The 19,319-nt window shown below is 73.4% G+C and carries 21 protein-coding genes; 12 read left to right on the plus strand and 9 right to left on the minus strand.

Features of this window, described 5'->3' with window-relative positions:
- The first annotated feature begins 4 nt into the window (after positions 1–4).
- Together Q0858_RS04200 and Q0858_RS04205 are read left to right on the plus strand one after the other, a co-directional pair.
- The gene (locus tag Q0858_RS04200) at positions 5–526 is read left to right on the plus strand and encodes a SigE family RNA polymerase sigma factor (RefSeq protein ID WP_299051400.1); all 522 of its coding nucleotides are present in this window, start codon (positions 5–7) and stop codon (positions 524–526) included.
- Complete coding sequence (locus Q0858_RS04205; RefSeq protein WP_299051402.1) at positions 523–1,884, plus strand: hypothetical protein; 1,362 nt, start codon at positions 523–525, stop codon at positions 1,882–1,884. Before Q0858_RS04200 ends, Q0858_RS04205 begins: the two co-directional genes overlap by 4 nt.
- A 420-nt stretch (positions 1,885–2,304) precedes the next feature.
- On the opposite strand, the gene Q0858_RS04210 is transcribed toward Q0858_RS04205, so the two are convergent.
- The 3 genes from Q0858_RS04210 to Q0858_RS04220 all read right to left on the minus strand — a co-directional run bounded on the left by Q0858_RS04210 (position 2,305) and on the right by Q0858_RS04220 (position 5,587).
- On the minus strand, positions 2,305–2,922 hold the full coding sequence (locus tag Q0858_RS04210) for a hypothetical protein (protein WP_299051404.1): 618 nt from the start codon (positions 2,920–2,922) through the stop codon (positions 2,305–2,307).
- A 77-nt stretch (positions 2,923–2,999) separates the two neighbouring features.
- A complete protein-coding gene (locus Q0858_RS04215; protein ID WP_299051406.1) occupies positions 3,000–4,676 on the minus strand; it encodes an acetolactate synthase in 1,677 nt (558 codons plus the stop codon).
- A gap of 74 nt (positions 4,677–4,750) precedes the next feature.
- Positions 4,751–5,587 carry a DUF2785 domain-containing protein gene (locus Q0858_RS04220; RefSeq protein ID WP_299051408.1) on the minus strand — a complete coding sequence of 279 codons (837 nt, stop codon included), beginning with the start codon at positions 5,585–5,587 and terminating at the stop codon, positions 4,751–4,753.
- Between the two features lie 47 nt (positions 5,588–5,634).
- Between Q0858_RS04220 and Q0858_RS04225 the strand changes: the two genes are divergently transcribed.
- A complete protein-coding gene (locus Q0858_RS04225; protein WP_299051409.1) occupies positions 5,635–7,104 on the plus strand; it encodes a sensor histidine kinase in 1,470 nt (489 codons plus the stop codon).
- Between the two features lie 43 nt (positions 7,105–7,147).
- Here the strand turns inward: Q0858_RS04225 and Q0858_RS04230 are convergent, their stop codons facing one another.
- On the minus strand, positions 7,148–7,399 hold the full coding sequence (locus Q0858_RS04230) for a WhiB family transcriptional regulator (RefSeq protein WP_240235884.1): 252 nt from the start codon (positions 7,397–7,399) through the stop codon (positions 7,148–7,150).
- A 239-nt stretch (positions 7,400–7,638) separates the two neighbouring features.
- Between Q0858_RS04230 and Q0858_RS04235 the strand changes: the two genes are divergently transcribed.
- The gene (locus Q0858_RS04235) at positions 7,639–8,049 is read left to right on the plus strand and encodes a hypothetical protein (protein ID WP_299051413.1); all 411 of its coding nucleotides are present in this window, start codon (positions 7,639–7,641) and stop codon (positions 8,047–8,049) included.
- A gap of 16 nt (positions 8,050–8,065) precedes the next feature.
- Here Q0858_RS04235 and Q0858_RS04240 read toward each other — a convergent pair whose 3' ends face one another.
- From Q0858_RS04240 to sodN, 4 genes are all read right to left on the minus strand, one after another.
- Positions 8,066–8,953, minus strand: a complete 888-nt coding sequence (locus Q0858_RS04240; RefSeq protein ID WP_366915983.1) for an RNA polymerase sigma factor SigF — start codon at positions 8,951–8,953, stop codon at positions 8,066–8,068.
- A complete protein-coding gene (locus Q0858_RS04245; protein WP_299051415.1) occupies positions 8,950–9,393 on the minus strand; it encodes an anti-sigma factor in 444 nt (147 codons plus the stop codon). Before Q0858_RS04245 ends, Q0858_RS04240 begins: the two co-directional genes overlap by 4 nt.
- A gap of 40 nt (positions 9,394–9,433) precedes the next feature.
- Positions 9,434–10,750 (minus strand): hypothetical protein, encoded by a 1,317-nt coding sequence (locus Q0858_RS04250; protein WP_299051417.1) that lies wholly within the window; start codon positions 10,748–10,750, stop codon positions 9,434–9,436.
- A 256-nt stretch (positions 10,751–11,006) separates the two neighbouring features.
- Positions 11,007–11,408: a superoxide dismutase, Ni gene (gene sodN, locus Q0858_RS04255; RefSeq protein WP_299051419.1), complete on the minus strand. Its 402-nt coding sequence runs from the start codon at positions 11,406–11,408 to the stop codon at positions 11,007–11,009.
- A gap of 59 nt (positions 11,409–11,467) precedes the next feature.
- On the opposite strand from sodN, the gene Q0858_RS04260 reads away from it, so the two are divergent.
- The 4 genes from Q0858_RS04260 to Q0858_RS04275 all read left to right on the plus strand — a co-directional run bounded on the left by Q0858_RS04260 (position 11,468) and on the right by Q0858_RS04275 (position 14,792).
- Complete coding sequence (locus Q0858_RS04260; protein WP_299051421.1) at positions 11,468–11,815, plus strand: S24 family peptidase; 348 nt, start codon at positions 11,468–11,470, stop codon at positions 11,813–11,815.
- 193 nt (positions 11,816–12,008) lie between these two features.
- Complete coding sequence (locus Q0858_RS04265) at positions 12,009–13,124, plus strand: NADP-dependent malic enzyme (RefSeq protein ID WP_366915991.1); 1,116 nt, start codon at positions 12,009–12,011, stop codon at positions 13,122–13,124.
- A 19-nt stretch (positions 13,125–13,143) separates the two neighbouring features.
- On the plus strand, positions 13,144–14,112 hold the full coding sequence (locus Q0858_RS04270) for a zinc-binding dehydrogenase (protein ID WP_299051424.1): 969 nt from the start codon (positions 13,144–13,146) through the stop codon (positions 14,110–14,112).
- Positions 14,112–14,792 carry an SDR family oxidoreductase gene (locus tag Q0858_RS04275; protein WP_299051425.1) on the plus strand — a complete coding sequence of 227 codons (681 nt, stop codon included), beginning with the start codon at positions 14,112–14,114 and terminating at the stop codon, positions 14,790–14,792. Before Q0858_RS04270 ends, Q0858_RS04275 begins: the two co-directional genes overlap by 1 nt.
- 51 nt (positions 14,793–14,843) lie before the next feature.
- On the opposite strand, the gene Q0858_RS04280 is transcribed toward Q0858_RS04275, so the two are convergent.
- The gene (locus tag Q0858_RS04280; RefSeq protein WP_299051427.1) at positions 14,844–15,482 is read right to left on the minus strand and encodes a TetR family transcriptional regulator; all 639 of its coding nucleotides are present in this window, start codon (positions 15,480–15,482) and stop codon (positions 14,844–14,846) included.
- 189 nt (positions 15,483–15,671) lie between these two features.
- On the opposite strand from Q0858_RS04280, the gene Q0858_RS04285 reads away from it, so the two are divergent.
- From Q0858_RS04285 to Q0858_RS04300, 4 genes are all read left to right on the plus strand, one after another.
- A complete protein-coding gene (locus tag Q0858_RS04285) occupies positions 15,672–16,769 on the plus strand; it encodes a ferredoxin reductase (protein WP_299051429.1) in 1,098 nt (365 codons plus the stop codon).
- A 53-nt stretch (positions 16,770–16,822) separates the two neighbouring features.
- Complete coding sequence (locus tag Q0858_RS04290; RefSeq protein WP_299051431.1) at positions 16,823–17,947, plus strand: acyl-CoA desaturase; 1,125 nt, start codon at positions 16,823–16,825, stop codon at positions 17,945–17,947.
- Positions 17,948–18,058: 111 nt separating this feature from the next.
- A complete protein-coding gene (locus tag Q0858_RS04295; RefSeq protein WP_299051432.1) occupies positions 18,059–18,289 on the plus strand; it encodes a hypothetical protein in 231 nt (76 codons plus the stop codon).
- Positions 18,290–18,313: 24 nt separating this feature from the next.
- Entirely contained in the window at positions 18,314–19,186 is an 873-nt protein-coding gene (locus Q0858_RS04300; protein WP_299051433.1) for a helix-turn-helix domain-containing GNAT family N-acetyltransferase, read from the plus strand.
- Positions 19,187–19,319 lie beyond the last annotated feature (133 nt).

Here is a 19,319-nt window from a genome sequence, read left to right on the forward strand (position 1 = left end):
TGCCGTGCGTGCCGGCTCCGTGGACGACGGGGGACCGTCGGTGGGGCTGGAGGAGCTGTACGCGACGCACCGGCTGTCCCTGGTGCGCCTCGCGCTGCTGCTCGTCGACGACGTGGCCGCGGCGGAGGACGTCGTCCACGACGCGTTCGCGCGGATGGTCGCCCGGCGCACCCCGCTGCGGGACCCGCACGCCGCACTGGGCTACCTGCGGACGTCGGTGGTCAACGGCTCCCGGTCGGCGCTGCGCCGCCGTCGTACCGCCCGGGCCTACGCGCCACCCCTCGACGTCGCGCCGACGTCCCCGGAGGACTCCGCCGTGCTCGCCGAGGAGCACCGGGCCGTCCTCGACGGCCTCGCCCGCCTGGGCCGCCGCCAGCGGGAGGTGCTGGTGCTGCGCTACTGGTCCGGGCTCTCGGAGGCCGACATCGCCGCGACGCTGGGCATCAGCCGCGGCACCGTGAAGTCCACCGCCAGCCGCGCCCTCGTCGCGCTGGAGCGGGTCATGACGCAGGAGGCAGACCGATGAGCAACGAGCTGGAGCAGCGCCTGGCCGCGGCCCTCGAGGCCCGCGCCGGCCAGGTCGGACCCGACGACCTCACCCCCCGCGGGCTCCCGGGCCCGGCCGGGCGCGGCCCCTCCCGCGCCGTGTGGGTGGGGCTGGCCGCCGCGGCCTGCCTGGCCGCCGTCGGCGCCGGGGTGGTCGTGCCCCGGCTCCTGGCCGACCTCGACGCGTCCCAGCCGCCACCGGTCTCCCGTCCCGACGTGCCGCCGGACGTCGGTCAGGACTGGGAGCCGATCGGCGGGGTCGAGAGCGACGTCGACCTCGACGGCGACGGCGAGGCCGACCGGGTCCGCCTCCGCGGGGAGCCGGACCCCGACTTCGAGGGCCGCACGCGTCTCGACGTCGAGCTCAGCGGTGGCGGGTCGGCGTACGGCGTCGTCGCGCTGGGCTCGACCCTCGCCACGTACTCGCCGCGGGGTGCGGACCTCGACCTCGACGGCGCCGACGAGATGGTCCTGACCGTCGACGTCGACGAGGCCACGACGGCCCCGCGGGTGCTCGACCTGCGCGACGACGTCCTCGTCGAGGTCGCGCCGGCGGCCGGTGACGGGACCCCCCTGGTGGCCGGGCCCGTGCGCGCCGGGACGGACCCTGCGACCGGCCTGGTCGAGCAGCGGGCCGCCGACTGGTGGTTGGCGGACGGGACGTTGCGCTCCTCCGTCTCCGAGAGCGCCTACCCGGCCCTCGGGATGAGCTGGTGGGTCCCGGACCCCTTCGTCGCCCAGGTCGTCACCTGGCGGCTCGAGGGCGACGTGCTGGTGCCTCGCCTCGACGAGGACGTCTGCATCAGCCGGCTCGAGGAGGAGCGGCGCCCCTGCGAGCCGGGGGAGCAGGACGGCCTGCCCGACCTGGCACCGGTCGCCGACGACCTCGTCGGGGCGGGGGAGTCGGCCCGCCTGATCGGGGGACTGCCCGCCACCGCGCGGATCATCCGCTCCGGGCGCTCCGACCGCGTCGTCGTCACCCCCGACGGCGGCCGCCCCAGCGGCTTCACCATCTTCGGCAAGCGCCTCCGTGTCTTCACCACGGCCCCGTCCGCGCTGGTCCTCGACGAGGTCGCCGCGGCGTACGACGAGGACGGCGACGACCGACCCGACGGTGTCCTCGTCGCCCCCACCGACGGGCCGATCACCCCGCTGCGGGCCCCCGACGACCAGCGCGCCTGGCTGGCCGAGGACGGGGCCGTGTACACCGTGTCCGGGGGGTCCGGCCGGGTCGAGCTCGGCCAGTGGGCCCGGGACGGCGACGACCTGCTCGTCGTCCCCCTCGGGACCGTGTGCCTCCCCGACGACGGCGACGTGACCGCGGCGGAGCGCTGCTGACCTCCTCCTCAGGTCGGACCGGGGATCGAGGTGCGAGCGTCGCGCCGCGACCGAGCCACGAGGTCTGGTGAGGGATCGTTCGGTGGTTCGCCGGGTCTCGTGGCTCCTCGCCAGGGCTCGGAGCACCTCGACCTCCGGTCGGTCCGGAGATCGAGGTGCGAGCGTCGCGCAGCGACCGAGCCACGAGGTCTGGTGAGGGATCGTTCGGTGGTTCGCCGGGTCTCGTGGCTCCTCGCCAGGGCTCGGAGCACCTCGACCTCCGGTCGGTCCGGAGATCGAGGTGCGAGTGTCGCGCAGCGACCGAGCCACGAGATCCGGTGGGAGGTCGCTCGTCGGCTGCTCGACCAGCGGTGGTCCCGGGTGGTCGAGCTGGTGCGGCCCGCCGGTCGGCGACCGAGCCACGAGATCGGGTGGGAGAGGTCAGCCGCCGTGGATCGTCGAGAGCTCCTGCGCGAGGTCGCCGGGGGCGGAGAGGGTGCCCTCGACCAGGCCGCCGCCGCTCGCGCGACCGGGCACGGTGGAGTCGGGGGAGTCGGTCAGCCGCACGCTGCGGCAGCCGAACCCGTCGACGGACACGCCCGTCAGGTCGCCCTGCTCGTCCGCGGTGACCAGCAGCCAGCGTGGGCCGAGCTCCTCGGTGCACATCTGGTCGGGGTCGCTCGGCTCGAGCCCGGTGAGGCTCTCCTCGATCCCTGCCAGGTCGTCCTGCGGCACCTCCACGGGCTCGCCGACGAGCTGCCAGCCGTTCCTCGACTCGTACTGGCACACCCACGCCCGGTCGACCGGCGCCAGGTCCGGCGCCTCGGTGGCGGGGTCGGTCACGCCGAAGCCGCCGTCGCCGTCGTCCGGCAGCTCCGCCGGGCACAGCTCGTCCGCGGCCGGGGCCGAGGCGGCGTCGCCGGCCGAGGTGTCGTCCGACCCGGAGTCCGGAGCGGAGTCTGCGCCGGAGCCGGAGTCGGCCCCGGAGTCGGTCGAGCCGCACCCGGCGAGGACGCCGAGCAGGGCGAGAGCGGCGAGGGAACCCGTCGTGGTCTTCATGCCCCTGTGACGGATGGGGCGCGCGACCGGTTCCCGGGTCGTCGCTGCCAGCACAGGTCCCACGATCCGGCCCACGCTCAGATCCCGAAGGTGCTGCGGGGGTACGCCGCGTCGACGTCGGTGATGACGTTGACCAGGTACGGCACGTTCGCGGCGAACGCCCGGTCCAGGGCCGGACCGATCTGGCGGGGGTCGGTGACCTCCTCGCCGGCGCCGCCGAGGGCCTCCACGACCCGGTGGTACGGCGTCCGCTGGGCCAGGTCGGCGACGACGTCGTAGCCGTAGAGCATCTGCATGGGGCCCTTCTCCAGCGCCCACGCCGAGTTGTTGCCCATCACCATGACCACCGGCAGGTCGTGCCGGACGAGCGTGTCGACGTCCATCAGCGAGAAGCCGGCGGCGCCGTCGCCGAGCAGCAGCACCACCTGCGCCGACGGACGGGCGATGCGCGCCGCGATGGCGGCACCGAGGCCGGCGCCGAGGCAGCCGTACGGCCCGGGGTCGAGCCAGCCGCCGGGGCGCTTGGGCTCGACGTACTTGCCGGCGAACGACACGAAGTCGCCGCCGTCGCCGATGACGACCGAGTCCTCGGCGAGGCGGGGGACGAGCTCGCCGTAGATGCGGGCGGGGTGGACCGGGTCGGCCTCGGCGGTGAGCAGCTCGCGGTCCCGCTCGACGGCGGCCGCGACGGCGTCCTGCAGGCCGGAGACCCACGTCGACCAGTCGGGCTTGCGCGGGGCGCGCTCGACCGCGGCCTGGACGCCGTCCAGCACCGTGGTGAGGTCCCCCGAGGCCGACGCGGCGAGCTCGGCGTGCCCGGCGACCTGGTCGGGGCTGTCGGCGAGGTGGACGACGCGGGCGGGCGTGGCGCCGTCCTTGCCGCCGAACACGCCGTAGCCGAGCCGGAAGTCGAGCGGGGTGCCGACGACCACGACGAGGTCGGCGCCGCCGAGCGCCTTGCTGCGGGCCTTGGTGACCAGCATCGGGTGGCCGCCGGGCACGATGCCGCGACCCATGCCGTTGGTGATGGCGGGCAGGCCGAGCTGCTCGACCAGGCGCAGGGCCGCCTCCTCGGCGCCGTCGGCCCACACGTCGGTACCGATGACCATCACCGGGCGGGAGGCCTCCGCGAGCAGCTGTCCGACGTGGGCGACGGCGTCGGCGTCCGGCTCGAGGGGGGCGCGCCCCGGTGGCACGGGCGCAGCCCCGTCGGCGGAGTTGAAGAACTCGTCCATGGGGACGTCGACGAACACGGGCCCGCGGTGGGAGGCCCCGGCGGCGGTGAACGCCTCGTCGAAGCCGCCGAGCACGGTGTCGGCGGTGGGGAGCGTCCGGGCGAGCTTGGAGACCGACGCGAGGATCGGGGGCTGGTCGAGCTCCTGGAGGCTCCCGGAGCCCCAGCGGTTCTGCGGCGCGCGACCGCCGACGACGACCATCGGCGAGCCGGCGAAGCTGGCCTGGGCGATGGCGCTGACGCCGTTGGTGACGCCGGGCCCGGCGGTGAGGACGGCGAGGCCCGGGGTCCGGGTGAGCTTGCCGGTCGCCTCCGCGGCGAACGCGGCCGTCTGCTCGTGGCGGACGTCCAGCAGCCGCATCGGCGGGTCCGCCTTGACCGCCCCGTCGTACATCGGGAAGACGTGGGCCCCGGAGAGGGTGAACTGCGTGGTCACGCCGTGGGCGCGGGCGACGGCGACGGCGAGCTCGCCCGCGTGGCCCTGGATCTGGTCCTGGGTCTGGTCCTGGGGATCGGTCATGCGGGCACGCTACCGGCCGGTAGCCCCGGACGGCACGAGCCCGGGCCGCCGCCTGGGACGCCTCCCGGGGGACCTCAGCGGGACGCGGCCAGGGTCTGCGGGTTGGCGGCCCGCAGGGCGTCGACGAGGACCAGCAGCAGGTCGTGGCGGCCTGCCGGCGGCCGGGGGGAGAGCTGCACCTGCAGGTGCAGGGCGCGCAGGAACGCCTGGGCGTCGTACCCGCGGTCTCCGTCGGCGCCGTACGCCGCCGCGGCGACCGACGCGATGCGGCGCACCCACGGCTCGAGCACCGACAGCGGCACCTGGTTGCGGCGCAGGACCGCCATCGTCGCCTCGGCCATGCGGTCCGGCTCGCCGGCCAGCAGCAGCCCCGACGCGGGGGCGGTGAGGCGGTCGACGAGCACGTCGAGCAGGACCGTCAGCTCCGGGGTGCCGAGGTGCGAGGACGACGCCAGGACGCCGATCGCGTCGGCGCCGTGGGCGACGGCGTGCGCCCAGCCGCGCTGGGGGACGTAGCCGCGGACGTCCTCCTCGCGCAGGAACCAGCTGACCAGCCGGTCGGCCCACTCCAGGACCTTGGCGCCGGGCACGAGCCGGTGGGCGTTGTCGCGGGCGATGCACTCGGCCAGCGCGAGCGCGGAGAAGCTGCGGCGGAACACGGTGTCGGTGCCGGACTGGCCGAGGCCGGTGGTCAGGCCGCGGGCCATCCCGTCGCCGAGCCCGGGGAGCAGGTCGTCGTACACGCCGCGCCCGATCCAGGTCGCCAGCGCCGGGTACGCCGTGCCGTCGCGCTCGTCGGGATCCGTCGACCCGAGCATCGTCGTGAGCTCGGCGGTCAGCTCGCCGAGGTCACGGTCCGTGGGCACCTGCAGGCCCCCGTCGACGACCTGCTGCCAGTAGCCCGAGACCATGCTCGGCATCCTGCCAGCCGTCGCGGGGGTCGCTCTAGGGTGGGGCGGTGCCCGTGCTGACCGACCTGGTGCGTCTGCACACCGACCTCGACGAGGCCGCGCTGGACCGTCTGCACCGGCTGCTGGCGGACTGGCAGATCCTCGCCGACCTGTCCTTCGCCGACCTCGTCCTGTGGCTCCCGGACCGCAGTCGGGCGGGCTTCTGGGCGGGCGGGCAGATGCGTCCCACCACCGGCCCGACGGCGTACGTCGAGGACGTGGTCGGCACGTTCGTCCCCGCCGGTGGCCACGCGATGCTGGACACGGCGTACGCCGAGGGCCGGCTGGTGCGGGACGCCGACCCCGAGTGGCGGGCGGAGGTCCCGGTGCGGGTCGAGGCGATCCCGGTCCGTGACGGGGCGTCGGTCATCGGCGTGGTCACCCGTGACACCAACCTGCTCGGCGTCCGCACCCCCAGCCGGCTTGAGCTGGCCTACCTGCGCACCGCCGGCGACCTCACCCAGATGATCGCGGCGGGGGAGTTCCCGCCGGCGACCTCCCGCGGCGACCACGCCGACTCCCCGCGGGTCGGCGACGGCTTCCTGCGCGTCGACGCCGCGGGCCGGGTGGAGTACGCCAGCCCGAACGCCCTGTCGGTCTACCGGCGACTCGGGCTGTCGGGCGACCTGACGGGGCTGTCGCTCGCCGAGGTGACCCGGGAGCTGGTGCCGGCGCGGCGCCGGCCCGACGAGGAGATCCTGTCGGCGGTCCTCGCGGGGCGCGCCGACTCCGGCACGGAGGTCGGCACGGAGTCCGTCTCGCTGATCGTCCGCTCGATGAGCCTGCGGCCGGCGGGGCAGCACATCGGCGCGCTCGTGCTGGTCCGCGACGTCACCGAGCTGCGTCGCCGCGACCGCGAGCTGGTCAGCAAGGACGCGACGATCCGCGAGATCCACCACCGGGTGAAGAACAACCTGCAGACCGTGGCCGCGCTGCTGCGCCTGCAGGCCCGCCGGGCCCGGGACCCCGAGGCGCGCGAGCCGCTGGAGGAGGCCGTCCGCCGGGTCGGGTCGATCGCGATCGTCCACGAGACCCTCAGCCAGGCCGCGACCGAGGCCGTCGAGTTCGACGACGTCGCCGACCGGCTGGCCCGCATGGTGCTCGACGTCGCCGCCGCGGGCGACCGGGTCGACGTCCGACGTGACGGGGGGTTCGGGACGCTGCCGTCGGAGACGGCGACGACGCTGGCGATGGTGCTCACCGAGCTGCTGCAGAACGCGGTGGAGCACGCCTACGTCGACCAGGCGGCAGGCCGGGTCACGGTCCGGGTACGACACGGCGCGGAGCAGCTGGAGGTGGCCGTGGCCGACGACGGGCAGGGCCTGCCCGTCGACTTCGACCCGGCGACGTCGGGGTCGCTGGGCCTCACGATCGTCCGGACCCTCGTCACCACCGAGCTCGGCGGCTCCCTGGGCTTCGGGCCGGGGCCCGGCGGGCGGGGTACGAGGATCGTCCTCGCGGTGCCCCTCGGGTCCTAGTCCGTCAGTCCGTCAGTCCGTCAGCCGGTCCGTCGCGACCGGGTCAGGCCGTCCGGATGCGGGCGCGGGCGTTGCGACGCTTCAGGGCGCGGCGCTCGTCCTCGGACAGACCGCCCCACACGCCGTGGTCCTGGCCGGCCTCGAGGGCCCAGGCCAGGCACTGCTCGCGCACCTCGCAACGACGGCACACCTGCTTGGCCTCCTCGATCTGGAGGATGGCCGGGCCGGTGTTCCCGATCGGGAAGAACAGCTCGGGGTCCTCGTCGAGGCAGGCAGAACGGTTGCGCCAATCCATGGCTGGGCGGTCCCACTTTCACGTCGTAGAGCAAACAGGCGGTGGCCTGAGAAGTCAGATCCCTCGGCACGGCACTGGAGTGTCCCCATGGCTCACGTGCTCGAGCGCAGCGACAAGCGTCCCAGTATCTGCCAGCGCAGACAACCCTCTGGGGGATTCCCTGGGTAGTCACGTCCGTCACAGACCGCCGACGGCCGCGTGGCGCGGCTCCGGCGTGGGTGTGTTCGTAGGGTAACGGGGTGGACGGACACGGACGTCAGGCGGCCCCCGCCCCGCTGGTGACGGCGGCCTCGCTGGTGGCCGTCGAGGCCCTGGTGATGCTCGGGCTGGCGGCGGCCGAGCTGTTCTCGACCGACGGCGGCCGCCTGCTCCTCGGCCTCACGACGACGCTCTTCTTCGGTCTGTACGGCGTCCTGCTGCTCGTCTGCGCCCGGCTGGTCACGCGCGGCGTGGGGTGGACGCGCGGCCCGATCCTGCTGGCGCAGCTGATCCAGCTGGGCATCGCGTGGTCGATCCGGGACGTCGAGAGCCCGCTCGTGCTGGGCCTGCTGGTCGTCGTCTCGCTCGTCGTCCTCGCGGGCATGCTGCACCCGGCGTCGCTGCGGTTCCTGCTGGAGGACGCGACGCCCGAGGACAGCGGCCCTCGCTAGTCAGCGCTGGTCAGCGCTACTCCGGGTCCTGCAGGGAGGTCCGCAGCTGGTCGAGGGTGCGGCTCAGCAGCCGTGACACGTGCATCTGCGAGACACCGATCTCGGCGGCGATCTGGGTCTGCGTCATGTTCTTGAAGAACCGCAGCAGCAGGATCTTCTTCTCCCGCGGTGCGAGCTGGTCGAGCAGGGGCTTGAGGGACTCGCGGACCTCGACGTGCTCGATCCCGGCGTCCTCGACCCCGAGGCTGTCGAGCATGGTGGCGGCGCCGCCGTCCTCGGAGGAGTCCGAGGCGTCGAGGGACAGGGTGGCGTAGGCGTTCGCCGACTCCATGCCCTCGATGACCTCCTCGACGCTGCAGCCGATGTGGGTCGCGAGCTCGGAGGCGGTGGGGGAGCGGCCGTGGGTCTGGGTGAGCTCGGCGGTGGCGGAGCTGATCTGCATCCGCAGCTCCTGGAGGCGCCGGGGCACCCGCACGGCCCAGCCCTTGTCGCGGAAGTAGCGCTTGATCTCGCCGATGATCGTGGGCGTCGCGTACGTCGAGAACTCGACGCCGCGGTCGGTGTCGAAGCGGTCGACCGACTTGATGAGCCCGATCGTGCCGACCTGCACCAGGTCCTCGAACGGCTCGCCGCGGTTGCGGAACCGGCGTGCGCAGTGCTCCACCAGCGGCAGGTGCAGCTCGACGAGCGCCTCCCGTGAGACCTGGCGCTCGAGGTCGGTGGCGGTCTCGTCGGCGATCTCGGCGAAGAGCTCGGCGCTGCGTCGTCGTACCTCGACCATCGCGGGGGAGGGGCCGCCCGTCGCGGGTCCCTCCGGGGGTGCCTCCGGTGGCGTCTCCGGGGGTGCCTCGGGGTCCAGGGCGCGCTCCTCGACCGCCGTGTCCGGCTCGCCGGCGGACGTCACAGCGACGCGGAGGACTCGATGGTCAGCGCCACGGTGACCCGGCCGTCCTCCACCCAGCTGTCCGCGCTCGACGCCAGCGTGCTGAGGACCTGCCAGGCGAAGCCGTCGCGGTCCGGCGCGACGGTGTCGGCTGCGTCGTACGCCTCGCCCGCGCCGTCGAGCGAGATCGCCACCCGCATGAGCCCGGGGGCGAGGTCGAAGGCGCAGTGGAGGTCGGCACCGGGCCGGGCGGACTCGAGGAGCAGGGCGCAGGCCTCGCTCACCGCGATGCGCAGGTCCTCGATGTCGTCGATCGGGAAGTCGAGCCGCGCGGCCAGCCCCGCCGTGGCGGTCCGCAGCACCGAGACGAAGGCGCTCTCGGCGGGCAGCCGGAGCTCGACGGCGGGTCGGGCGTCGCCCGTCAGCGTCGTCCCCGACGTGGGGACCCCGGTGTGCGTCATGCGGCTCAGACTAGCCCTCGCCCGCCCTCGGTCCGGGGGATCAGCGCGTGCAGTCCTGCTTCTGCGCGTACGGCCCGGTGTAGACGTCGAGGCACCCGGTGCGCTGCAGGATGGTCCCGTCCTGCGACACCACGAGGCTGCCGACGCTGCGGGAGGTCGGGGCCAGGGAGACCCGCTCGCGAATCTGGCCGCCGGTCTGCCACAGCCGCGCCCTCGAGCGGGCGACGACGTCGATGGTGCGGGCGTCGACCTGGATCGATCCGTCGGAGAGCACGTCGCCGACGATGAAGTCGGTGCGACCGTTGCCGGCGTACCCGCCGTGGGTGATCTGCACCGGCCCGGGGCCCCGCTTGACCGCCGTGAAGTCGTGCACCTCGCCGGCCAGGTACAGGTCGGCGCCGTGGCGGACCATGGACTGCCAGATCGGCGAGCTCTCGCCGTACGCGGTGGTGGGTCCGCCCCCGCCGCGCCGACGCACGGGCTCGAGGATCGGGAAGTGCCCCTGGACGATGATCGTCGTCTCCTCGGGGGCGTCGGCGAGCACCTTGTCGAACCAGGCCAGCTGACCGCCGGAGACCGTGACGTCGATCGTGTCGTCGCTGATCTTGTCGAACCAGTCGACGGTCACCAGGAGCACCCGTCCGCCGTCGAGGTACTTCGCGTACGCCGAGCCCTCCTGAGCGGTGCCGACGGGACGCATCGGGTAGCGCGGCGTGCCGTTGGGGCGCTGGGTGAAGTGCTCGGCGAAGAGGTCCTTGTAGGTGTCGTACGCCGCCAGCTGGGTGTCCCGCGCCTTCCAGGGGTTGTCGCCCATCTCGTGGTCGCCCACGGCGGTGCGGACGCGCCAGGACGGGATGCCGGCGTCCTCCCAGAACTGCAGCCACTGCGGGTAGTAGGTCTCCCCGGCCCGGCGTACCCGCGCGATCCGCTCGGCCATCGTGCGGCCGGGACCGAACGTGCCGGTGTCGCCCTTGTCGTAGTGCCAGCGGCCGTTCACCATGTCGCCGGCCACGAGGTAGGTGTTCGCGTCGAAGTCCGCGAGCTGCCCGAACAGGTTCTGCGTCGTCTCGGCCCAGCGCGGGGACCACGAGTTGGGGGCGCCGCCGCGGTAGAACGCCGAGCCCGTGACGTCGCCGATGTCGGCGTTGAAGAGGTCGGGGGCGGACAGGAAGCGGAACGGCTCCCGGTAGGGGTCGTCGGCCTGCGTGGTCCCGGCCGTCGACGCCGCCGGTCCTGCGTGGGCGGGCGCCTGGGCGGGTGTCGCGGACACCGCCGGCGTCCCCGGCGTGGCGGCGACGGCGAGGGCGGCGGCGCCGACGAGCGTGGTCAGGGCGCGCGAGTACGCGGTCTTGCGCATGAGGGCTCCTACGGACGAGCGGCTGGGGATGCCTGCCCGAGATGCTTCGAGGGTAGGAGGGTTCCTGCACGTCGCGCGGGAAAACGCAAGAACTGCGCAAGGCCGGCCGACCCCCGGTTTCGCGGGTCGGCTGGCGAAACCCGAGGCTGCTGAGGCCCCTGGGAAACGCGACCCCGCGGACGACGAACGCCGCCCGGCCCACCGACGAGCGGCGGGCGGACGGCGTCGTGCGTGACGCGGGTGGTGACCCGGGCCGTCAGGCCTTCTTGGTCTCCCAGAAGATCTCGGCGATCTCGTCGATCTTGGCGAGCAGCTGGTCGGCGACGTCACCGTCGAGCGAGCCCTTGGCGCCGGTGGCGCCCGCGAGCTTGGTGGCCTCGTTCACGAGCTGGTGCAGCTGCGGGTACTTCTCGAAGTGCGGGGGCTTGAAGTAGTCGGTCCACAGCACCCACAGGTGGTGCTTGACCAGCTCCGCACGCTGCTCCTTGATCAGGATGGCGCGGGTGCGGAAGTCGGGGTCGTCGTTGTCGGCGACCTTGCCGATGATCCCCTTGATGGACTCGGCCTCGATGCGGGCCTGGGCGGGGTCGTACACGCCGCAGGGCAGGTCGCAGTGGGCCGAGACCTCGACGGTCGGGGCGAGCAGGCGAGCGAACATACGGTGCTCCTCACGTGGTGGTTCGGGATGACGGGCTGTCCATCGGCGACAGTACCCCCGTGGCACCCCCCTCATCGCCCCGCGTCCTGTCGCCCTTCGGCCTGGCGCGCGTCCGCGGCGACTCGATGCGCCCGGCGCTGCGTCCCGGCGACCTCCTGCTGGTCCGGTACGGCGCCCGCGTGCGGCCCGGCGCGGTCGTCGTGGCCCGCTTCGCCGACGGGACCCTGGCGGTCAAGCGGGCCGCGGAGGCCCGTCGTACCCGCACGGGCGGGGCCGGCTGGTGGCTGCTCTCGGACGACCCGGCGGTGGGGGTCGACTCCCGCCACCGGGGCCCGGTGCCGGAGCGGGACGTGACGGGGGTCGCACTGATGAGGGTGTGGCCGCGGCCGGGGCGCGTGCCAGACTGACCGGCCAGGGAGACCCCCGCACGACCCGCGCCCGACGATCGGCACACCCCCGCCGTGGCGCACGCCTCATGACAGAGAGCCGACTGCGATGACTCCCAGCCCGATCGACGCCGACCACCGCGCGCCGACGCCCAGGCCCGCCGACCACCCGTACGCCGGCGACCCGGTCTTCGACCTGCACCACGGCGGCAAGATGGAGACGGTCTCGACCTCCCCGCTGCGCGACGCCGCCGACCTGTCGCTGGCCTACACCCCGGGCGTCGCCCTCGTCTGCGAGGCGATCGCGGCCGACCCGGCGCTCAGCCGCAGCTACACCTGGGTGCCGAACACGGTCGCCGTCGTCACCGACGGCACCGCCGTGCTCGGCCTGGGCGACATCGGCCCGGCCGCCGCGATGCCCGTCATGGAGGGCAAGGCCGTGCTGTTCAAGGAGTTCGGCGGCGTCGACGCCGTCCCGATCTGCCTGGACACCACCGACGTCGACGAGATCGTCGAGACCGTCGCACGGATGGCGCCCAGCTTCGGGGGCGTCAACCTCGAGGACATCTCCGCGCCGCGCTGCTTCGAGATCGAGCAGCGCCTGGCCGCGCGCCTCGACGTCCCCGTCTTCCACGACGACCAGCACGGGACGGCGGTCGTCGTCCTCGCGGCACTGGTCAACGCGCTGCGCCTGACCGGCCGGGACGCCGCGAGCACCCGGGTCGTGATCGCCGGGGCGGGCGCCGCCGGCGTGGCCTGCGCCAAGATCCTGCTCGCCGCAGGGGTCACGGACCTCGCGGTCACCGACCGCCGCGGCGTGCTGCGCACGGGCCGTGAAGGGATGACGCCCGTCAAGACGGAGCTCGCCGCGATCACGGCGGACCGCACGGGCCGCGAGGGGAGCCTCGACGACGTCCTCGAGGGCGCCGACGTGTTCATCGGCGTCTCGGGCGGAGCGGTGCCCGAGTCGGCCATCGCCCGGATGGCACCCGAGGCACTGGTGTTCGCGCTCGCGAACCCGACCCCGGAGGTCCACCCGGACGTGGCGCACCGGCACGCCCGGGTCGTGGCCACCGGTCGTTCGGACTTCCCCAACCAGATCAACAACGTCTTGGCGTTCCCCGGGATCTTCCGCGGGGCCCTCGACGTGCTCGCCACCGGTGTCGACGAGTCCATGAAGCTCGCCGCGGCCATGGCGATCGCCGGTCTGGTGGGCGACGATCTGGCGGCGGACCACGTGATCCCGTCGCCGTTCGACCCGCGGGTCGCGCCCGCGGTCGCGGCCGCGGTGGCGGACGCTGCCCGGACGGCGGGTCTCGCCCGGCGCTGAGGTCGGTAACGTCACCGCCATGTTCGCCGTCTACGCCGAGTCCTTCTCCTCCGACGACCCCGTCTCCGCCCTGTCCACGGGGGAGCGGCCCGAGCCCGAGGTCCCCGACGGGTGGACCACGATCACCGTCAAGGCCGCCTCGCTGAACCACCACGACCTGTTCAGCCTGCGCGGTGTGGGCCTCAAGCAGGAGGCGCTGCCGATGATCCTCGGCTGCGACGCCGCGGGGTACGACGAGGACGGCAACGAGGTCGTCGTCCACGCGGTGATCTCCGACCCGGCCTGGACCGGCGACGAGACCCTCGACCCGCGGCGGTCGCTGCTCTCGGAGCGCTACCAGGGCACCTTCGCCGAGCGGGTGGCCGTGCCGCGGTCGAACGTCGTCCCGAAGCCCGCGTCGCTGTCGTTCGAGGAGGCCGCGTGCCTGCCGACGGCGTGGCTGACGGCGTACCGGATGCTCTTCGGCCAGGGGAACCTCAAGGCCGGGGACACCGTGCTGGTGCAGGGCGCCGGCGGCGGCGTGGCGACCGCGCTGATCACGCTCGCCCGCGCAGGCGGGCTCAAGGTGCTGGCCACCAGCCGTGACGAGCACAAGCGCTCGCGCGCCCTCGAGCTCGGCGCCCACGAGGTCTACGAGTCCAACGAGCGGCTCCCGGGCAAGGTCGACGCCGTCATGGAGACCGTCGGCAGGGCCACCTGGTCGCACTCGATCCGGTCGCTGCGCCCCGGCGGGAAGATCGTCATCTCGGGCACCACCTCCGGCCCGAAGGTGGACGACGCCGAGCTGACCCGCATCTTCTTCCTGCAGCTGTCGGTCATCGGCTCCACGATGGGCACCCGGGCCGAGCTGGCCTCCCTGGTGCAGATGCTCGACGCCACGGGCGCCCGGCCGCTGATCGACCGGACCGTGCCGCTCACCGACGCCCGCGAGGGGTTCGCGGCGATGGCCGGGGGCGACATCTTCGGCAAGATCGTCTTCACCGCCTGATGGGCGCCTACCTGCTCACCGGTGCGGGATCCGGCATCGGTGAGCTGGTCGCCCGCGCCCTGCACGACCGTGGCGAGGAGCTCTGGCTGCTCGCCCGGTCGGCGGAGCGGGCCGAGCAGCTCGCGGCGTCGTACGACGGGGCGCGGACGCTGGTCGCCGACCTCGCCGACCCGTCCTCCCTGACGGGGCTCGACGTCCCGGACGCGCTCGACGGCGTCGTCCACTCGGCCGGGGTGATCGGGCTGGCGGCCATGGACCACGCGGACGCCGCGAGCCTGACGGAGTCGGTCACCGTGAACCTGCTCGCGCCCATGCTCCTCACGCGGCTGGTCGTCGGCGCCGTGCGCCGACGACGGGGGACCCACGTCTTCCTGAACTCCCGGTCGGGTCTGTGGGCCCGCGCCGAGCAGTCCGCGTACAACGCCTCCAAGTTCGGGTTGCGTGGCTTCGCCGACGCGCTGCGCGAGGAGGAGACCGCGCACGGGGTCCGGGTGACGAGCGTCTTCCCCGGACGCGTGGCGACACCGATGCAGGAGCGCCTCCGCGCCGCCGAGGGGGAGGACTACGACGCCTCGGACTGGATCCGCCCCGAGACCGTCGCGGCCCAGGTGGTGTCGGTGCTCGACCTGTCCGAGGACGCCACCATCACCGACCTGACCATCTCGCCGACCCCGCGGTAGCCGCGACTACGACCGCTCGACCACCGGGGGGTGCGGGTGGGGTGCGGGCCGTCAGCCCTGCGACTTCCAGTTCAGGGCGCCGACCAGGACCATCCGCAGCTGGGTCCGTGCCTGGTCCTTGATGTCCTGGGTCATCTCTGGCCGGGCGGCCAGGATGAGGGCCTCGGCGGTGGCGACCATCGACGTCACCATGAGCCGTGACAGCACGCGCAGGTCGTCGCTGGCCCAGGCCTCGGTGCCGGGGATGCGGGCGATGTCGGTGGCCAGCTCACGCTCGACGAGCTCGATCTGGTGGCGCACGGCCTCGCGCACCGCAGGGGGTCCCGCGACCCGCTCGCGGGCGATGAACCCGAAGTGTGCCCGCCGTGCCTCGACGTGCTCGGCGAGGACGTCGACCGAGCCGTCGATGAGCTGCTTGAGCGAGGGGTCCGGACGACGGACGTCGCGGAGCACGGCCCGTAGGGACACGAAGGACTCGTCCACCAGCTCGAGACCGAGCGCCTCGATGGAGGCGAAGTGACGGTAGAAGGCGGTCGGCACGATGCCGACCTCCTTCGCCACCTGCCGCAGCGAGACGGCGACCAGGCTGGTGTCGGCGGACAGGTCGAGAGCCGTGTCGAGGATCGCGCGGCGGGTGCGTTCCTTGCGCTCGACACGGCTCAGCGAACCCTCCCCGAGCGCTGTGGCCATCCCTCCAGTCTAGGAGCCTGGCAGTGACGAGGACCACCTCACTACACACCTGTGCACAAAGGTGTGCACGCGGTCACACGGATGTGGCCACAGACACCGCGGCAGGCCGTTGACGTGAGCACAGCCGCTCGTCAGACTGAGAGTACAGACGTTCACTGAATCGTATCGACGTCAGGGGGAGACCCGATCATGAGCCTGGCCACCACCGTCCTGAGGTCCAAGACGCTCGCCGCGCTGACCTCGCCGCACGGGGTCGACCGGTACCTCGAGCTCGTCAACCCGATGTGGGCCGCCCACGAGGTCCGCGCCCGCATCGTCGAGAAGACCGTGGAGGTCGACGTCGAGGGCCACCCGCGCGTCGCGACGCTGACCCTCCAGCCGACCTCCACCTGGCGGGGCCACCGCGCCGGCCAGCACGTCCAGGTCGGCGTGGACATCGACGGCGAGGGCGGCGGACGCCGTACGACGCGCGTGTTCACGATCTCGAGCCTCGACTCGCGGCCCGGCGACCGCTTCACGCTGACGATGCGCGCCAACCCGGACGCCCCGGAGGGCCGTGGCGTGTCCCGGTACCTCGTCGAGGAGGCGCAGCCCGGCACCGTCGTCCACCTCAGCCAGGCGCAGGGCGACTTCGTCCTGCCCGACTCGGTGCCCGAGCACATCGTGCTGATCTCCGGAGGCTCCGGCATCACGCCCGTCATGTCGATGCTGCGCTCGCTGCAGAACCGCACGCACCGCGGTCGTGTCACGTTCATCCACTACGCCCAGTCGCCGGAGCACCAGATCTACGCCGGGGAGCTGCGCGACGTGGCGCGCACCGGGTACGGCGTCGACCTTCACCTGCTCCACCCCGAGCTCGGCGACCCCAACCTGTCGCCGGCGTGGCTCGAGAGGCTCGTCCCCGGCTACCGCGACGTGCCGACCTGGGCCTGCGGCCCGGCGCCGCTCATCGAGGGCGTCCGCGACGCGTACGGCGACTCCGAGAACCTGCACGTCGAGTACTTCAAGCCCCCGCGCACGACGGGCGGCGACGCCGGCGGCGAGGTCACCTTCGCGCGCAGCGGGAGGACGGCCCCCAACACCGGCGCGTCGCTGCTCGAGCAGGCCGAGGCCCTCGGCCTCACGCCGGAGTACGGCTGCCGCATGGGCATCTGCTTCTCCTGCGTGTCGCGCAAGACCGACGGCGTCACCCGCGACGTGGTCTCCGGCGACACCTCGACCCTGCCCGACGAGGAGATCCGCATCTGCGTCAACGCCCCCGAGGGCGACTGCACCGTGGACCTCTGAACCACCTGACCACCCGCCCCGCCCGACCCCTCACGACCGAGAGGACACCGGACATGAGCACCGACATCCCGACCCTGACCCCCGAGCAGCTCGACACCTTCGGCGAGGAGATGGACGCCATCCGGCGCCGCATCCTCGACGACCTGGGCGAGAAGGACGCCGACTACATCCGCAGCGTCGTCAAGGCCCAGCGCGGCTTCGAGACCGTCGGCCGCGCGCTGTTCTACCTGCCCCCGGCCTGGCCGCTGGCGGTGGCCTCGCTGAGCGTCTCCAAGATCCTCGACAACATGGAGATCGGCCACAACGTCATGCACGGCCAGTACGACTGGATGGGCGACCCCGGCCTGAACTCCCGCATGTACGAGTGGGACAACGTCTGCCCCAGCGAGCAGTGGAAGAACTCCCACAACTACATCCACCACACGTTCACGAACATCCTCGGCAAGGACCGTGACATCGGCTACGGCATCCTCCGGATGGACGAGGACCAGCCCTGGCACCCGTACTACCTGGGCAACCCGGTCTACGCGCTGCTGCTGATGACGTTCTTCGAGTGGGGCGTCGCCCTGCACGACCTCGAGGTCGAGAACATCGTCGCCGGCAAGCGCAAGATCGAGGAGAACAAGGCGCTGCACGCCGGGATCATGCGCAAGGTCAAGCGCCAGGCGCTCAAGGACTACGTCCTGTTCCCGGCGCTCACCGGCCCCCTGTTCGTGCCCACCCTGGTCGGCAACGCGACCGCGAACCTGGTCCGCAACATCTGGGCCTTCAACATCATCTTCTGCGGCCACTTCCCGACCGGCGTCGCCACGTTCAGCCAGGAGGAGTGCGAGGACGAGAGCCGCGGCCACTGGTACTACCGCCAGCTGCTCGGGTCCGCCAACATCACCGGCGGCTCGCTGTTCCACCTGCTGACCGGCAACCTGTCGCACCAGATCGAGCACCACCTCTTCCCGGACCTGCCGGCTCGCCGCTACCCGGAGATCGCCGTCGAGGTCCGGGAGATCTGCGAGCGCTACGGCCTGCCCTACAACACCGGGCCGCTCGGCAAGCAGCTGTTCAGCGTCGCGTCGAAGATCTGCCGGATGGCGCTGCCCGACCGGAAGAAGAAGGACGCGCCGGAGGCCACGAGCACCGACGACGCAGTCACCACGGACCGGGAGACCGTCGCGGCCTGACCCTGTCGCCGTCCGCCGTGGTCGTACGGCCCGTCGTACGCCCGTCGTAGTCACCGACGTCACCCGCCCCGGCGCTAGCCAGGGCGGGTTTCGTCGCGCCACGATGGGGGGATGGACGAGCACCTCTCGAAGTCCGAGATCCGCAAGGACGCCGTGCAGGACGCCGTCGAGGCGACGGCAGGCGCCGTCGGTCAGGTGGCGACGATCCTCACCGGGGCCGTGCGCGACGTGGCCTCGGCGATCGGCGGCCTGGCCACGGAGATGTTCGAGATCCGCGACGCCGCCCGTCGGGCCGCCGAGGAGTCCGGGCTGGTCGACGAGGACGAGGACACCACTGTCTGACCCAGGTCAGGTAATGTCCGGGGCGTGGACCGGACGACAGCGACCCTGCGTGGCTTCAACCGCACCTGGACGCAGCGCGTCGGCGCCCTGGACGAGTCCTACCTCGGCACCGGCCGGCCCCTGGCCACCAGCAGGTTGCTGTTCGAGCTCGACCCCGTGGCGCCGACGCCCGTGACCGACCTGCGGGACTGGCTCGGTCTCGACGCCGGCTACCTGGCGCGGCTGCTGCGCCGCCTCGAGGCGGAGGGGCTGGCCACCACCGTCCCGGACCCCGAGGACCGCCGGCGCCGCCAGGTCGGCCTCACCGACGCCGGTCGCGATGAGCGCGCCGAGCTCGAGCGCCGGTCGGCGGAGGCGGCGACGAGGCTCCTGCGTCCGCTCACCGACCGTCAGCGCGAGCGACTCGCCGACGCCCTCGCGGTCGCCGACCTCCTCGTCCGGGCCGCCACCCTCGACCTCCGGCGGGCCCGGCCGGACGAACCGGCGGTGGCACGGGCGCTCACCCGGTACGTCGCCGAGCTCGCCGACCGGTTCCCGGCCGGCTTCGACCCCGGCCCGGCCGACCCCCGCGACCCGGGGACGACGTACCTGCTCGCCACGAGCGACGGGGAGCCGGTGGCCTGCGGCGGGGTACGTCCGCTCGAGGCGGGGACGACGGGGACGGCCGAGGTCAAGCGGATGTGGGTGGATGCCGCCTGGCGCGGTGCCGGCCTCGGTGCCCGGCTGCTCGCGTCCCTGGAGGACCTCGCCCGCGACCTCGGGCACACCCGGGTCGTCCTGGACACGAACAGCACCCTGGTCGAGGCCGTGGCGCTCTACGACCGCGCGGGCTACCGCCGCATCGACCGCTACAACGACAACCCGTACGCCGAGGCCTTCTTCACGAAGGGCCTGTAGCGCGAGTCGGCCCGAACGCATCCCTCAGGAGCGCCGAGTCGGCCCGAACGCATCCCTCAGGGGCGCCGAGTCGGCCTGAACGGATGCCTCAGGGGCGCCGAGTCGGCCCGAAGGGGTGCCTCAGGGGTGTCGA

This window comes from uncultured Nocardioides sp. (assembly GCF_947489365.1).
Taxonomy (GTDB): Bacteria; Actinomycetota; Actinomycetes; order Propionibacteriales; family Nocardioidaceae; genus Nocardioides.